The sequence below is a fragment of the Sphingobium limneticum genome, assembly GCF_008710155.1.
Lineage (GTDB): Bacteria > Pseudomonadota > Alphaproteobacteria > Sphingomonadales > Sphingomonadaceae > Sphingobium > Sphingobium limneticum.
This window is the reverse complement of the sequence record NZ_VYPZ01000002.1, coordinates 31,100-46,290: the sequence shown is the minus strand read 5'-3', so window position 1 is coordinate 46,290 and position 15,191 is coordinate 31,100. Positions and strand designations below refer to the sequence as shown.

Annotated in this window: 14 protein-coding genes; 5 read left to right on the top strand and 9 right to left on the bottom strand. The window is 64.4% G+C overall.

Going from position 1 to position 15,191, the window contains the following annotated elements; genetic code table 11:
- Positions 1 to 118: 118 nt before the first annotated feature.
- From F4U94_RS02655 to F4U94_RS02625, 7 genes are all read right to left on the bottom strand, one after another.
- Positions 119 to 373: an ATP synthase F1 subunit epsilon gene (locus F4U94_RS02655; protein WP_120249323.1), complete on the bottom strand. Its 255-nt coding sequence runs from the start codon at positions 371 to 373 to the stop codon at positions 119 to 121.
- Between the two features lie 155 nt (positions 374 to 528).
- Positions 529 to 1,974: a F0F1 ATP synthase subunit beta gene (gene atpD, locus F4U94_RS02650; protein WP_120249324.1), complete on the bottom strand. Its 1,446-nt coding sequence runs from the start codon at positions 1,972 to 1,974 to the stop codon at positions 529 to 531.
- 21 nt (positions 1,975 to 1,995) lie between these two features.
- Positions 1,996 to 2,880: a F0F1 ATP synthase subunit gamma gene (locus tag F4U94_RS02645; RefSeq protein ID WP_120249325.1), complete on the bottom strand. Its 885-nt coding sequence runs from the start codon at positions 2,878 to 2,880 to the stop codon at positions 1,996 to 1,998.
- A 3-nt stretch (positions 2,881 to 2,883) separates the two neighbouring features.
- Positions 2,884 to 3,471, bottom strand: a complete 588-nt coding sequence (locus tag F4U94_RS02640) for a LysE family translocator (RefSeq protein ID WP_120249326.1) — start codon at positions 3,469 to 3,471, stop codon at positions 2,884 to 2,886.
- A gap of 40 nt (positions 3,472 to 3,511) precedes the next feature.
- Positions 3,512 to 5,041 carry a F0F1 ATP synthase subunit alpha gene (atpA, locus tag F4U94_RS02635; protein WP_120249327.1) on the bottom strand — a complete coding sequence of 510 codons (1,530 nt, stop codon included), beginning with the start codon at positions 5,039 to 5,041 and terminating at the stop codon, positions 3,512 to 3,514.
- Positions 5,042 to 5,044: 3 nt separating this feature from the next.
- Positions 5,045 to 5,599 (bottom strand): F0F1 ATP synthase subunit delta, encoded by a 555-nt coding sequence (locus F4U94_RS02630; protein ID WP_120251931.1) that lies wholly within the window; start codon positions 5,597 to 5,599, stop codon positions 5,045 to 5,047.
- A gap of 184 nt (positions 5,600 to 5,783) precedes the next feature.
- Positions 5,784 to 7,355, bottom strand: coding sequence for a S1C family serine protease (locus tag F4U94_RS02625; protein WP_120249328.1), 1,572 nt, complete (start codon positions 7,353 to 7,355; stop codon positions 5,784 to 5,786).
- Between the two features lie 114 nt (positions 7,356 to 7,469).
- Here F4U94_RS02625 and ada point away from each other — a divergent pair, with 114 nt between their 5' ends.
- The gene (gene ada / locus F4U94_RS02620; protein ID WP_120249329.1) at positions 7,470 to 8,534 is read left to right on the top strand and encodes a bifunctional DNA-binding transcriptional regulator/O6-methylguanine-DNA methyltransferase Ada; all 1,065 of its coding nucleotides are present in this window, start codon (positions 7,470 to 7,472) and stop codon (positions 8,532 to 8,534) included.
- 76 nt (positions 8,535 to 8,610) lie between these two features.
- Entirely contained in the window at positions 8,611 to 10,128 is a 1,518-nt protein-coding gene (locus F4U94_RS02615) for a tetratricopeptide repeat protein (protein WP_120249330.1), read from the top strand.
- Here F4U94_RS02615 and F4U94_RS02610 read toward each other — a convergent pair.
- Complete coding sequence (locus F4U94_RS02610) at positions 10,046 to 10,252, bottom strand: DUF1289 domain-containing protein (protein ID WP_120249331.1); 207 nt, start codon at positions 10,250 to 10,252, stop codon at positions 10,046 to 10,048. The two genes, F4U94_RS02615 and F4U94_RS02610, sit on opposite strands and share 83 nt — an antisense overlap.
- Before the next feature lie 309 nt (positions 10,253 to 10,561).
- On the opposite strand from F4U94_RS02610, the gene yfiR reads away from it, so the two are divergent.
- Genes yfiR through yfiB form a run of 3 tightly spaced genes read left to right on the top strand, consistent with a single transcriptional unit; the run spans position 10,562 to position 12,846 of the window.
- The gene (gene yfiR, locus F4U94_RS02605; RefSeq protein WP_197716416.1) at positions 10,562 to 11,101 is read left to right on the top strand and encodes a regulatory sequestration protein YfiR; all 540 of its coding nucleotides are present in this window, start codon (positions 10,562 to 10,564) and stop codon (positions 11,099 to 11,101) included.
- Between the two features lie 3 nt (positions 11,102 to 11,104).
- Positions 11,105 to 12,343 carry a diguanylate cyclase DgcN/YfiN gene (gene dgcN / locus F4U94_RS02600; RefSeq protein ID WP_120249333.1) on the top strand — a complete coding sequence of 413 codons (1,239 nt, stop codon included), beginning with the start codon at positions 11,105 to 11,107 and terminating at the stop codon, positions 12,341 to 12,343.
- A gap of 8 nt (positions 12,344 to 12,351) precedes the next feature.
- Positions 12,352 to 12,846, top strand: a complete 495-nt coding sequence (yfiB, locus tag F4U94_RS02595; RefSeq protein ID WP_232015801.1) for an outer membrane lipoprotein YfiB — start codon at positions 12,352 to 12,354, stop codon at positions 12,844 to 12,846.
- 133 nt (positions 12,847 to 12,979) lie between these two features.
- Here yfiB and F4U94_RS02590 read toward each other — a convergent pair whose 3' ends face one another.
- The gene (locus tag F4U94_RS02590) at positions 12,980 to 15,148 is read right to left on the bottom strand and encodes a primosomal protein N' (RefSeq protein ID WP_120251933.1); all 2,169 of its coding nucleotides are present in this window, start codon (positions 15,146 to 15,148) and stop codon (positions 12,980 to 12,982) included.
- Between the last annotated feature and the right edge of the window lie 43 nt (positions 15,149 to 15,191).

Genomic DNA, 15,191 nt, shown 5'->3' with positions numbered 1-15,191 from the left:
TGCATGTCGAGAAATGGTTAGGATCGCATTAACCGCGACCGGAAAGAAAATAAGGCCCAGACAAGCCGGGCCTTATTTTATCATATCGGATATATCGTGGCCGACGATCTCCGGCTGATCAGCCGGCCTTTTCGGCGAGAACCGTCAGGCCCTTTTCATTCACCTCGGCAAAGCCGCCTTCGACCGGAATGATTTCCGGTGCGGCGCCGGCCGTTGCGAAAAGCTGGATATTGCCGTCGCGCACGGTCGACATGAAGGGCGCATGACCCTCCAGCACGCCGAAGTCGCCGTCGGTGCCGGGAACGACCACCTGATAGACCTCTTCCGAGCGGACGAGCTTTTCCGGGGTCACGAGTTCGAAATGCAGTGCCATTTTTTCGATCCTAAGCCCCTCCCTTTCAAGGGAGGGGTTGGGGGTGGGCGCCATCGCAAGGCGATGGCCTGCAACCTCTAAGGATAGGTCAAAAGCTCGCTGCGCTCGCGACCCACCCCAACCCCTCCCTTGAAAGGGAGGGGCTTTTTATAGGCTTAAGCCGCTTCGGCGGCCAGCTTCTTGGCCTTTTCGACGGCTTCGTCGATGCCGCCGACCATGTAGAAGGCGTTTTCGGGCAGATGGTCATACTCGCCTTCGACCACGGCCTTGAACGACTTCACCGTGTCTTCGATCTGGACGAACTTGCCCGAAATGCCGGTGAAGACTTCGGCGACGTGGAAGGGCTGCGACAGGAACTTCTGGATCTTGCGCGCGCGGGCGACGGTCAGCTTATCTTCTTCCGACAGTTCGTCCATGCCCAGGATCGCGATGATGTCCTGCAGCGACTTGTACTTCTGAAGGATCGACTGCACGGCGCGGGCGGTGTCATAATGTTCCTGACCCACGGTGCGCGGCTCCAGAACGCGGCTGGTCGAATCCAGCGGATCGACCGCCGGATAGATGCCCAGTTCCGAAATGGCGCGGTTGAGAACCGTCGTGGCATCAAGATGCGCGAACGAAGTCGCAGGCGCAGGATCGGTCAGATCGTCCGCGGGAACATACACGGCCTGAACCGAGGTGATCGAACCCTTGTTGGTCGAGGTGATGCGCTCCTGCAGCGCGCCCATGTCGGTCGACAGGGTCGGCTGATAGCCCACGGCCGAAGGAATACGGCCCAGCAGAGCCGACACTTCCGCGCCCGCCTGCGTGAAGCGGAAGATGTTGTCGACGAAGAACAGAACGTCCTGATTTTCGACGTCGCGGAAATATTCGGCGATGGTCAGACCCGACAGGGCGACGCGCGCACGGGCGCCCGGCGGTTCGTTCATCTGGCCGTACACCAGCGCAACCTTCGACCCTTCGCTGATCGCGTTGCCGTCGGCGTCCTTGGCGATGACGCCCGCGTCGAGGAATTCGTGATAGAGGTCGTTGCCTTCACGGGTGCGTTCACCCACGCCCGCGAAGACCGAGGTGCCGCCATGGCCCTTGGCGATGTTGTTGATCAGTTCCTGGATGAGAACCGTCTTGCCGACGCCGGCGCCGCCAAACAGGCCGATCTTGCCGCCCTTGGCATAGGGGGCCAGAAGGTCGATGACCTTGATGCCGGTGACCAGGATCGCGCTTTCCGTCGACTGGTCGACGAACTCGGGCGCCTTGGCATGGATGGGCGAGCGCAGTTCGGTCTGGACCGGGCCACGTTCGTCGATCGGTTCGCCCACGACGTTCAGGATGCGGCCGAGCGTAGCCGGGCCGACGGGCACCTTGATCTGCGCACCGGTGTCGGTGACGTCCTGACCGCGGGTCAGGCCGTCGGTCGAGTCCATCGCGATGGTGCGAACGGTGTTTTCACCCAGATGCTGGGCGACTTCCAGCACCAGGCGCTGGCCGTTGTTGCTGGTTTCCAGCGCCGAGAGAATGGCCGGGAGTGCATCCGGGAAGGTCACGTCGACGACGGCGCCGATGACCTGCGAAATGCGGCCTACATTGTTGGTGGTTGCCATGACTTATGTCCTTGCCTGCACTTAAAGGGCTTCGGCGCCCGAGATGATTTCGACGAGTTCGGTGGTGATCGCGGCCTGACGGCTGCGGTTATACTGGATGTTCAGCTTGTTGATGAGGTCGCCGGCATTGCGGGTCGCATTGTCCATCGCGGTCATCGACGCACCCTGTTCCGACGCATTGTTTTCCAGCAGCGCCTTGAACAGCTGGATCGAGATGTTGCGCGGCAACAGATCGTCCAGGATCGCTTCCTCGCTCGGCTCATATTCCACCGTGGCGGGGATGGCGTTGCGGTCGGCATCCGCCGGGATCTTGACCGGGATGATCTGCTGTTCGGTCGGGATCTGCGCCAGGGCCGACTTGAAGCGCGAATAGAAGAGGTGCGCGATGTCGAACTTGCCGTCCAGGAACATCTTGCTCAGTTCCTGCGCGATGGCCTGCGCCTGGGCGAAGCCCGGCTCCTTCGTGCCGGTCGTGTCATATTGCGCGACGATCTTGCCGGGGTAGGTGCGGCTGATGACCGGACGACCCTTGCGACCGATCAGGTAGAATTGCACGGTCTTGCCGTCCAGTTCCAGCTCGCGCGCTTTGGCGAGAGCGGCCTTGACGATATTGGCGTTGAATGCGCCGGCGAGGCCGCGGTCGCTGTTGGCGACGACCAGCAGATGCACCTGATCCTTGCCGGTGCCGGCGAGCAGCGGCGAGGCGCCTTCGCCCGAACCGCCAGCGATCTTCGACGCGAGCGAGGCCACGACGGCTTCGAGGCGGCTGGAATAGGGGCGGGCGGCTTCGGCAGCGGCCTGCGCCTTGCGCAGCTTCGCAGCGGCGACCATCTGCTTGGCCTTGGTGATCTTCTGCGTCGACTTCACCGAGTCACGGCGAAGCTTCAGTTCCTTGAGGCTAGGCATAGTTCAAACATTCCGAGCAAGGGCCAGACGGCCCGCGAGACCAAAGAAACCGACGCCCATGGCGCCTTCGAACCAGCGCATCGCGCTGCTTTGACCGACCTTGCGGCCCGCCTTGGTAGCGAGCAGCGCGAGCAGGGCGCACCAGACGAAACCCAGTGCATAGACGATCGCGATCAGCAACATGCCCTGCCACGGCGCATCCGGGCCGGTACCGACGAATTGCGGCAATGCGGCCAGGAAGAAGATCGCGACCTTCGGGTTCAGCACGGTGCTGACGAAACCCTGCATGAAGGGCGATCCGCCGATCCGCAGCTTTTCCGTCGTCGCCGGCGCCGGTTTGATCGCGCCGCGCAACAGTCCGATGCCCATCCAGGCCAGATAGAGCGCGCCGGCGATCTTCACCGCCATGAACAACCCCGGCACCGCGTTCAGCACGCTGAGGAAACCGAAGCCGCACAGCAGCATGTAGAACAGGCCGCCCAGCTGGATGCCGCCGATCGTCGCCATCCCCGCCTTCAGCCCACGGCGCGCTGCGTGACCGGCCACCAACATGGTGTCCGGTCCCGGCAGCAGCACCAGACCGATCGACATCACGGTCCAGGCAAGAAGGGAGTGGGCGGTCAGCACTGACTTAGGCGAAGGTCTTGCCGAACGAGTCCAGCGCAGCCTTCAGCTTGCTCTTCGCGTCGTCGCCCAGATCCTTGCTGTCGCGGATCGCGGTCAGCACTTCGGGGTGGTCGTGACGCAGATAGGCGAGCATCAGCTCTTCGTAACGGGTCACGTCCTTGACGGCGACGCTGTCGAGATAGCCGTTGGTGCCCGCGAAGATCGACGCGGTCTGCTCTTCGAACGGCAGGGGCGAGAACTGACCCTGCTTGAGCAGCTCGGTCAGGCGCGCGCCGCGGTTCAGCAGCTTCTGCGTCGATGCGTCGAGGTCCGAACCGAACTGGGCGAAGGCCGCCATTTCGCGATACTGGGCCAGCTCCAGCTTGATCGAGCCGGACACCTTCTTCATCGCCTTGGTCTGCGCGGCGGAACCGACGCGCGACACCGACAGGCCCACGTTGATGGCCGGACGGATGCCCTGGTAGAAGAGGTTGGTTTCCAGGAAGATCTGGCCGTCGGTGATCGAAATCACGTTGGTCGGGATGTACGCGGAAACGTCGCCCGCCTGCGTTTCGATGATCGGCAGCGCGGTCAGCGAGCCCGAGCCATTTTCCTTGTTCATCTTGGCAGCGCGCTCCAGCAGGCGGCTGTGCAGATAGAAAACGTCGCCCGGATAGGCTTCGCGGCCCGGAGGGCGACGCAGCAGCAGCGACATCTGGCGATAGGCCACGGCCTGCTTCGACAGATCGTCATAAACGATGACGGCGTGCATGCCGTTGTCGCGGAAATATTCGCCCATGGTCACGCCGGTATAGGGGGCGAGATACTGGAGCGGCGCGGGTTCCGAAGCGGTCGCGGCGACGACGATGGAATATTCCATCGCGCCATTTTCTTCCAGCTGCTTGACGATCTGGGCTACCGTCGAGCGCTTCTGGCCGATCGCGACGTAGATGCAGTAGAGCTTCTTGCTCTCGTCATCGCCGGCGTTGGCGGCCTTCTGGTTGATGAAGGTATCGATCGCGACGGCGGTCTTGCCGGTCTGGCGATCGCCGATGATCAGTTCGCGCTGGCCGCGGCCGACGGGGACGAGCGTGTCGATGGCCTTGAGGCCGGTCTGCACGGGTTCATGAACCGAGGTACGCGGGATGATGCCGGGCGCCTTGCGCTCGACGCGCATGCGCTGGTCGGACACGATCGGGCCCTTGCCGTCGATCGGGTTGCCCAGACCGTCGACCACGCGGCCCAGCAGGCCCTTGCCGACGGGGACGTCCACGATGGTGCCGGTGCGCTTGACGGTGTCGCCTTCCTTGATCTCGGCGTCCGAGCCGAAGATCACGACGCCGACATTGTCGGCTTCCAGGTTCAGCGCCATGCCCTGCACGCCATTGGCGAACTCGACCATTTCGCCCGCCTGGACGTTGTCGAGGCCATGGACGCGGGCGATGCCGTCACCCACGGTCAGCACGGAACCGACTTCGCTAACCTGCGCTTCGGTGCCGAAATTGGCGATCTGGTCCTTGATGACCTTCGAAATTTCTGCGGCGTTGATATCCATGACTTAGCCTTTCATGGCCTGTGCGAGCGTATTCAAACGGGTGCGGATAGAGCTGTCGATCATCTGGCTGCCGATCTTGACGACCAGCCCGCCCAGGATCGCGGGGTCGACCTTCGCGTCGAGCGTGACGTTGCGGCCGACGCGTGCCTTGAGGCTGTTGGCCAGGGCAGCGATCTGGTCGGCGTCGAGCGGGTGGGCGCTCGTCACTTCGGCGCGGGCTTCACCCTTGTGATTCGACAACAGCGTTTCATAGGCGCGGATCACGGCGGGCAATTGGCCCAGGCGACGGTTCTGGGCGAGCACGCCCAGAAATTTCGTCGTCAATGCGTCGGTCCCCATGGAGGATGCGACGGCGGCGATCGTCTTGCCTGCTGCGTCACGGCTGAGAACCGGGCTGTTGATCAGCCCCTTGAAATCGGGCGACTGCGCAATAGCTTGTTTCAACCCGGCAAGGCTGTCCGCCACCGTGTCGAGCGATTGTGCGTCGCGAGCCAAGTCGAACAGCGCCACCGCGTAGCGGCCGCTGAGACTGGCCTGAATGCCGCTATTAATCTCCACGCGCCTGCCGTCCTCCGTGATTTGCGGGTCATGCAAAAAGAGGGCGCGGTCTGATCCCGTCCCGAGCCCCTGTTGCCGGGCCGGTTAGCAGTGCGATTATGACTATGCAAGTCATGTGACGCGATTCCAGCGATAGTGCGAAAAACGCCCTATTTGACTGAGTATTTCCGCTGCGACGAATCGGTCATTCGGCAGGATCGGCCGGTGCAAGCCGTCCCTTTTGGCAATGATAGACGATCCGCTCGTTGGGTTGAGCCGGAAGCAACGTTGTCACGTCGCTCTGGAGCGTCGCGATCCGCGACAGGAGTCCGGAGTCGCTGCCGCAACCCTTGATCGGCCCTTTGCCCGGTCCTTCCTTCAAAAGGGCGCGGGCCTTGTCCATCGTGTCGATGTCGGGCAGCCAGCGTTGCACGCGCAACGTGCCGGTGGCCGGATCGAATTGGCTGCTGGTCACATAATTGCCGTCGTCGGGGACGGAGGTGCGCTGCCACACCGTGCCCGACGCGACATATTGGGTATCGCCGTTGACGCAGCCGCCATCGGCCCAGTTCAGCCCGATATCATTGGGTTGCGATACGGTCAGGCGGCTGCGGGCCAGATCGACCTTGCAGATATTTTCGCCGGTCCAGGCGAAGGCGCCGTTGCCGACCACGCTCTTGTCCGCGGGCAGCTTCATCCGCTCGTCCACGCTGGCGAAGCTGGGGCGCAGGAAGAACAGGCCCAGCGCCGCCAGCAGCAGCACACCGCCACCGGCCAAGAACCAGGTGGCCTGTTTTTCCTTGCCCTGATTGTAGAAAAGGCCACCCGCGCCCAGGCCCAGTACGGCGAGTGCCAGCAGCACGGCGGCGCCGGCCATCGCATTCTCGCGCGCGGTGATGACGTCGCGTTCGGCCGCATCGCGGGCGCGGGTCATTTCCTGCTCGCGCGCGTCGGCGCTGGCGCGGCTCTTCTGTTCGGTCGCCTGCGATTCGCGCTGGGTGATGCTCGCTTCGGCAGCGTCGGCCTCCGCCATCGACCGGCAGGGGACGATGCTATGGAGCGACGATACGCCCGCCTGCCGCAGGAAGGAGGCGACCTCGCGCCAGGAGACGGCAAAGCCGAATTCCGCATCATTGCCGTCCGACACGGAGCCGAAGCTGTTGACGCCCAGCACCCGGCCGCAATCGTCGGCCAGCGGCCCGCCGCTGTTGCCGGCTGCCAGCGGGGCGGTGTGCAGGATGGTGTCGAAACTCTGGCTGGCTCGGCCCGAGGAGATGTTGCCGCTGGTCTTCACCGTGGCGAGCGGCTCCACCAACTGCTTGAGGCCCAGCCCCTGCGCCCGGTCGACCGTGCCGGGATAGCCGATGGCGGTGACATGCTGCCCATCCGTCACCGCGCCGGCATAGAAGGTCGATACCGGCAGATGGCCTTGCTCCAGCTGGATCAGGGCCAGGTCGTTGCCCGGCGAATAGGCGATGATTCGCCCGCCATAGGTTTTCGTCCCCTCCGACGGGATCACGCCGATGACCAGATTCTTTTCTTCGCGGGCCAGTTCGACGACATGGGCGTTGGTCAGAACCTTGTCCGGGGCGACCGCAAAGCCGCTGCCATGGCCCACGAAATAGGCGTCCGATCCATCGGTCGCGACCAGCGCGACGCGGACCACGCCGCGCGCAGCGGCGGCGATATCCTGCTGTTCGGCATGGAGGGACGCAGGCGCCAACAGCGCGAACGTCAGGCCAAGGATCGGGGCGAAGCGGCGGAGGAGGGCGGTCATAGCTGTGCGCATCAATATTGCATGGCGCGCGCCGCGCAATGTGGAAAAGACGAAATGCTTTGATCGCAAGGCGCGGGAAGCAGGGCGACGGGCGATCGTCTATCCCCTATCGTCATGAACCAGATGACTCGCCTTGTCCCCGCCCCCTTGCCCGACATGCCCGATCCGGACGCCTGCTGGGCCGCTTTTCTGCGTCGCGACCGGGCGATGGACGGGCTGTTCGTCGGCTGCGTGGCCACTACCGGCATCTATTGCAAGCCAAGCTGTGCGGCGCGCCACCCAAGACGGGAGAATATGTCCTTCCAGCCCGATCCTGCAGCGGCGCGGGCGGCGGGTTTTCGCGCCTGCCTGCGCTGCCACCCGGATGCGGTCGGGCGGGATCGGCTGGCGGTGGAGAAGGCGATCGCCTTTATCGAGGCGGCGGAGGAGGTACCCTTGTTGGAGACGATCGCCGCCCAGGCCGGCTATGCCCCGCATCATTTCCATCGCCTGTTCAAACGGGAAACGGGCCTGACCCCGGCCGCCTATGCGCGGGGCCTGCGCGCCGCGCGGCTGAAAGATGCGCTGGCGCGAGAGGGCCGCGTGACCGACGCCATCTATGAGGCGGGCTATAATGCGCCCAGCCGCGCCTATGCCGATGCGAGCCAGCATCTGGGCATGACGCCGAGCGCGTGGAAGGATGGCGGGCGCGGCGCTTCCATCCGCTGGCGCACGGTGGACAGCAGCCTGGGGGCGATGCTGGTGGCGGCGACGGACAAGGGGCTGTGCCGCATCAGCTTCGGGGAAGGAGAGGCGGAATTGCGCACTCGCTTTCCGCAGGCCGATCTGCAACCGGCCGATGCAGAATTGGACGCCATTGCGGCGCGGGTCGCCATGTTGGTGGATGATCCGGCTGCGGGTGCGGATTTGCCGACCGATGTGCGCGGCACCGCCTTCCAGCAGGCGGTCTGGGCCGCCCTGCGCGCCATCCCGCCCGGCGAGACGCGCAGCTATGGCGAGATCGCCGCGGCGATCGGTCGCCCCGGTGCCGTCCGGGCGGCGGGCACGGCGTGCGGCGACAATAATCTCGCCATCCTCATCCCCTGTCACCGTGTCGTGCGCCGCGATGGCAGCATGGGCGGCTATGCCTGGGGCCTGGACAAGAAGCAGGCGCTGCTCGCCAAAGAAAAAGGCAAGTAACGGGGAAATTTCATCTTTTCATTCAGCCAGCGCTCCGCCACCTTGCCCTCAAGGTCTTTGGGGAAAGAGTGGATCGATGCGATTCTGGGTGAAGGCGCTGGCTGGTTTTGGCCTGGCGATGGCGAGCATGGAGACAGCGCAGGCGGCCTGGTGGCAGGCGCAAACGCAGCATTTCACCGTCTATAGCGAGGGCCGGGACGAAACGCTGCGCGGCTTTGCCGAGCGGCTGGAGAAGTTCGACTTTCTATTGCGGCGCCTGACGGGCGTGGACAGCCCGGAGAAGGGCAGCCCGGTGAAGGTCTACCTTCTGTCCAGCGAAGCGAAGGTCCAGAAACTGGCGCGCAATTCCCGTATCGCAGGATTTTACACGACGTCGGATCGCAATGCCTTTGCCGTGCTGTCGCGGGAGAAGAAGGTCAGCAAGTTCGATTTTGGTGCTGAAGAAGTGTTGTTCCACGAATATGCCCATCATTTCATGCTCCACCATTTCCCCGCCGCCTATCCGGCCTGGTATGTGGAAGGTTTTGCCGAATTTTTCTCGGTCGTGAAATTCCCGCAGGATGGGGCGATCGAATATGGCCATATCCCCTTGGCACGCTTGCCGGGTATGAAGCTCGGGACGCCCTATCCGGTGCAGAATCTTTTCGCCCGCGATGCAAATGGCCTTAGCATTCGGGATGGCGACCGCTATTATGGCACCGCCTGGCTGCTCACCCATCTCTATCAATATGATAAGACCGGTCGGCGTGAGGAGATTAAGCGCTATCTCAATGATCTCGCCACCGGCGTTCCGAACGTGCAACCCGACACCTATTTTGCGGGTGGATTGGCGGGGCTCGAAAAGGCGTTGAATGCCTATATCAGGCGATCTTCATTGCCCTACAACAAGCTTACGGTGAAGGAGATGAATATCGGCACGGTCAGTGTCACGCCTATCGATGGCGCGCAGGCGGAGCTGGTCGAGGATGAATTGTCGTTGATCAACCATCCCCCGACTGACGCTATACCGGGCATAGTGATGGCCATCCGCACCACCGCCGCCAAATATCCCGACAGCGCCTATGCACTGGCCTTACTGGCGGAGGCGGAATGGGATGCCGATAAGGCGGACGCGGCGCTGGCCGACGCCGATCGGGCGATCGCGGTCGACCCCAAATCCTCCCGCGCCTATGCGATCCGCGCAGAAGCCTTGCTGGCCCGCGCCCAGGACAGCAACAAGGATGAGGATTGGAAGGCGGCGCTGACGTCCATCGTCCGCGCCAACCGCGCCGATACGGAAGACCCGGTGCCGCTTGCGCTCTTCTACCGCTATCACGCCATGCGCGGCGGCAAGATGCCCGATATCGGCTATGACGGGCTGTACAAGGCGTTCAGCCTGCTGCCGCAAAATCCCAATTACCGATTCCAGATCGCGCAGGCGATGGCCTATCGTGGCAACTATGCGGCGGCGTCGACCATGCTCGACCCGATCGCCTTTTCCCCGCACGGATCGGACATGCGGCAGGCGGCGATCAAGATGAAGGCGGACTATGACGCGCAGGCGGCGGAGAAGAAGGCCGGCGCAAAGGCTGAAAATCCCGCACCCGCTTCATGACCGCTGCGCGTTGCGTGTCGCCCAGGCTGCGCCAATGGACGATCTCCTCGATCGTCCGGCCGCAGCCGGCGCAGGCGCGTCGGTTCTGATCGAGCGAACAAAGGTTGCGGCAAGGACTTTCCATCCCGCGACTTTAGGCTGTGATGAATGGGCTTTCTACTCATTCGCCATGTGGTGGGCTTCTATAATCGTTCCCCGGCGCAGGCCGGGGTCCAGTCCCACGACCTGAACTGGCCTCGGGCCTGCGCCGGGGAACATCGTGTCGTAAGTTTGTTGGAATCGCATAGAAAATCCCGCCTGTCCGACGGCCTTTCGCCAGCGATGCCCCGCCCGCCACCATGCCATGTCGCGAGCGGAATGAATTTTGCTGTATTTTACGTCTGATTAACTATAGTCGAGCCGACCTTGATGAGTCTGGGGGCTGAGGTCGGGCTTGCGCAGTTTATTCTTCACTTTGTTGTTGTTGCTGCCGACCGTCGCGCTTGCGGTGCCATCAGTCCAGCCTGCCATGTTGCCGATCGGCACCGACGCGGATGCGCGCGCGGCCAGCACGGCGCGCATGGTCGGCGCGATGCTGGAATATACACGCTGGCCCACACCCCGACCGGTGCTTCGCCTCTGCCTTGCGGGCACTGCCCGCTATGCCGGGCGGCTGGCCGACATCAGCCTGTCCAACGGTGCGCAGCTGCAATTGTCCAGCCTGACCGGCGCGGGTGCGACCCGGTCCGAAGGCTGCGACGCCCTCTATATCGGCCAGATCGACTCAGCACCGATGCAGGGTCTGGTCGCGGGCACACGCGGCCAGCCGGTCCTCACCATAGCGGAGGATGATCCCGATTGCGGCAGCGGGGTGATCTTCTGCCTGCTCTACGCGCCGCAGACCCTGTCCTTTCAGCTCAATATCGACGCGGTATCGCGATCGGCCGTCCGGATCGATCCCCGCGTGCTGCGCCTGTCGAAAGGAGGCTATTGATCCATGTCAGCCCCCGTCGATAAGCCCCTGCCAACCCCCTGTCTGCCGACATTGGGTCAGGTGCTGGCCCGCGCGCATATGCGCCTCATCCTCTTTGCCGTGCTGATGGCGGGCGTGACCCTGACCGTCACCGGCGTGCTCGTCATTCGCGGCTATGCCGATCGCAATCTCGCGCTGATCGCACAGACGGTCGCCTATACGGTCGAGCCGGCGCTGATCTTCGACGATATGGAGGCTGCCCGCAGCGGGATCGCCGCCGTCGCCGCGTCCGAAAGCGTCCATCGCGTCGATGTGCGCACGCCCGATGGCCGGGCACTGGTCAGCTGGCGGCGCCCCGGCGACGATATCATGACCATGATAGAGGGCAGCATCGCCAATCTGGTCGCCTCCGCTCCTGCGACCGTCGATGTGCGGCGGGGGGATCGGCTGATCGCGCGCGTCAGCGTCCATGGCGGGGCGGAGGGGCTGGGCCGCTTCATCCTGTCGGGCCTGGCGACCGCGATCGCCTGCCTCGTCCTCACCCTGATCGCGACCTGGACGCTGGCGCGCCGCCTGCAACGCGACGTCACCGACCCACTCAGCCGAATCGCCGATGTCGCTCATGAGGTGCGCGCCAATCGCCAGTTCGACCGGCGTGCCCCCCATGCGCATATTCGTGAGGTTGATCAGCTCGGCCGCGATTTCAACGCCTTGCTGGAGGAGTTGAACGATTGGCATAGCGGCGTCCTGTCGCATAATCGCATGCTGGAACGGCAGGCGACCCGCGACGCGCTGACCGGCCTTGGCAACCGTGCGATGTTCGAACGCGCGCTGCCCGCCACCATCGCGCAGGCCGATGCGCTCAACCTGCCCTTCGCTATCCTCTATCTGGACGTGAACCGGTTCAAGCCGGTCAACGACACCTATGGCCATGATGCGGGCGACGCGATGCTGATCGTCATCGCCGCACGGCTGCGCGCCGGGCTGCGCAGTGGGGATCAGGCCTTTCGCCTGGGCGGGGACGAATTTGCGCTGATCCTGGCGCCGGGCGTGGGCCAGGAGGAAATGGAGGCGGTGCAGGCGCGCATTGCGGATGGCATGCGCCAGCCGATCATGCTGCCCGGTGGCGAGAGCGTCGACGGATCGCTCAGCATCGGCAGCGCCCGCTATCCGCAGGACAGCGCCGACGCGCGCGACCTGCTGCGCCATGCCGACGCGGCCATGTATGCGGCCAAGGGGCGGCGCGCAGGCGGCAAGGAATAAGGACTGGAATGATGCACAGGATTTTGCCGATCGGCTTGCTGGGTCTGCTGGCCGCCTGCCAGACGGTACAGCAGCAGCGGCCGGTCGGCTTCACGCCGCAACAGGTCGGCGCGCTGCAACGACAGGGGTTCGAGCAGGCGGGCGACGACTGGCAATTCGGCATGGCCGACCGGCTGCTCTTCGCCAGCGATGAAAGCACATTGATCCCGGATCAGAAGGTCGCGATCGGCCGGATCAGCGGCGCGCTCGTCGGGGTCGGCATCCATGGCGCGCGGGTCGAGGGACATACCGATTCGACCGGGGCGGCCAGTTATAATGAAGCGCTGTCGCTGCGTCGGGCGCAGGCGGTGGCCGACGCGCTGATCGGCGGCGGCATGACGCAGCCGACGATGCGGGTCGTGGGCATGGGCGCGCGAGTGCCGGTGGAAAGCAACAGGTCGGCGACCGGCCGGCGGGAAAATCGCCGGGTTGTCATCATCGTCTCACCAGCCGACGCCGGCTAAACTGCGTTTCCATTCAGATGATGACGAGTCGAAAATGGTGGATTTTCGTGACCCGGAGCGCAGCGTACTAGAAGTACGTGAGCACCGGAAGCGCGGAAAGACGCCATTTGCAGGCCGTCAGGGCTGAATGGCGTCACATGAAGCTGTAGGGATCGACATCCACCGCCACGCGCGTGCCTGATTTCCAGGCGAGGTTGCCCAGCCATTCGCGGATCGCGGCCTGAACATCCACCTGCCGCGTGGCGTGGATCAGCAGGCGGTGGCGATGCCGCCCGCGCAGCACCGACAGCGGCGCAGGGGCGGGACCATAGACGCGCATCCCCTCTATCACCGGCGCCGACTTGCCGATCAGCCGCGCGGTCTGCGCCGCTTCATCGGCATCCTCGCTGGACACGATGATCGCGGCGAAGCGGCCGAAGGGCGGGGCATTGGCGCGCCGTCTATTCTCCGTCTCCACGGCATAGAAACGCTCGGTATCGCCTTCGATCAGCGACTGGATCACCTCGCTGCCCGGCATGCGGGTCTGGATATAGACTTTGCCCGGCTTCTCGCCGCGTCCCGCACGCCCGGCCACCTGCACGATCTGCTGGAAGGTCCGCTCGGCCGCGCGCAGATCGCCGCCCTCCAGCCCCAGATCGGCGTCGATCACGCCCACCAGAGTGAGGTTGGGGAAATGATAGCCCTTGGTGACGAGCTGCGTGCCCACGATGATATCGACATCGCCCGCCTCCACCGACTTCACGAAATCGGCGGCGCGGGCGGGCGACCAGAGCGTGTCCGACGTGGCCAGTGCGATGCGCGCCTGCGGCCACAGCGCCTTCACCTCGTCCGCGATCCGCTCCACGCCCGGGCCGCAGGCGACGAGCGAATCCTCTTCCTTGCAGTCCGGGCAGCGGCGCGGCGCGGGGATCACATGGCCGCAATGATGGCAGGCCAGCCTGTGGGTCAGCCGATGCTCGACCATCCAGGCGGTGCAATTGGGGCATTGGAATCGATAACCGCAATGGCGGCACAAGGTCAGCGGCGCATAGCCGCGCCGGTTGAGGAAGAGCAGGCTCTGCTCTCCCTTCGCCATCACCTCGTCGATCGCCTTGACCAGCGGCGGCGCGATCCAGCGGCCCCGCTCGGGCGGATCGGTCAGCAGGTTGACGCCCTCGATCCCCGGCATCTGCGCCCCGCCGAAGCGCGACGGCAGCTTGATCTCCGCATAGCGGCCCAGTTCCACCTGATGCCGCGTTTCGATGGCGGGCGTGGCCGATGCCAGGATGACCGGGAATTTCTCGATCAGGCCGCGCATCACCGCCACATCGCGGGCATGATAATGGACGCCGTCTTCCTGCTTGAAGCTGGCCTCATGCGCTTCGTCCACGACGATCAGGCCAAGATTCGGATAGGGCAGGAACAGCGCCGACCGCGCGCCGACCACCACCTGCGCCTGTCCCGATGCGATGGCGCGCCAGGCCCGCCGTCGCTCGGTCTGGCGCAGGCCGCTATGCCAGTTGACCGGGATGGTGCCGAAGCGCTTTTCGAACCGCTCCAGAAAAGGTTCGGTCAGCGCGATTTCGGGCAGCAGCACCAGCACCTGCCGGTCCGCACGAATCGCCGCCGCGATCGCCTCGAAATACACCTCCGTCTTGCCCGACCCGGTGACGCCATCCAGCAGGAAGGGTGCGAAATCATGCGCGCGCACCGCGTCCGCCATCTGCTCGGCCGCGCTGGTCTGTGCCTCCGACAGGATGGGTTGGGCATGGGCCGGATCGGGCATGGGGAAGGGCGTATCGACGCTGACTTCGACAGGCTCGAAAATATCCTGCTTGATGAGGCCGCGGATCACCGCGTCGCTCACCCCGCCGATCATCGCCAGTTCGCGGATCAACCCCTGTCTTTCGCCGATCCGCTCCAATGCCTGCGTGCGCTGCTCCGTCATCCGGTCCGGCACTGCCCCGGTGGCTTTATATTCGATCACCGTCCGCGCGCCCTCCAGCGCCGCCATGGACGACAGCGCCATGCGCAGCACGGCTGCGGGCGGCGCCAGATAATAGTCCGCCGTCCATTCGATCAGCCGGCGCAGCGTTTCGGGCAGAGGCGGGGCGTCCACCACCTCCAGCAGGTTGCGCAGCCGATTGTCGCCGACTGTCTCGATATCGGGGAAGCTGTCCTCCTCCCACACCACGCCGATCAGCTGGCGCGGGCCGAGCGGGGCGACGACGATGCTGCCGGGCTTGACGGTCATGCCATGGGGCACGCGATAGTCGAGCGGGCCAAGGGCGGCGTTGAGGATGAGGACGCGAGCGCGGGACATTGCGCCCATGTAGGACAGGCGGCCCCCAAGACGCTATAGGCGC